This window comes from Fructilactobacillus sp. X2R5C3 (assembly GCF_059901325.1).
This window is the reverse complement of sequence record NZ_JBWXUY010000085.1, coordinates 1-231: the sequence shown is the minus strand read 5'-3', so window position 1 is coordinate 231 and position 231 is coordinate 1. Positions and strand designations below refer to the sequence as shown.

Here is a 231-nt window from a genome sequence, read left to right as displayed (position 1 = left end):
GCTGCTACTTCTATTTTTTGTAAAATTATTTTTAAATCACGCATCATCATCTATGCCCTTCACGTAGGCAACCGAGCCTTTATCAGGCGCTACGTTTAAAATTCTTAATGAATTAGAAATTATTTCAGCAAACGCAGGTCCTGCCGTCGCGCCGCCGTAATAAACATCTCCACCGGGCTCATTAATTAATACTACTACAGCTAAACGCGGATTACTGGCGGGCGCTAAACC

1 protein-coding gene is annotated in these 231 nt (G+C 42.4%); it reads right to left on the bottom strand.

Translation table 11 applies throughout. From position 1 onward, the window contains the following. Positions 1-36: 36 nt before the first annotated feature. A partial coding sequence (locus AC6UDE_RS07260; RefSeq protein ID WP_500697074.1) for a hypothetical protein occupies positions 37-231 on the bottom strand: 195 nt, incomplete at its 5' end.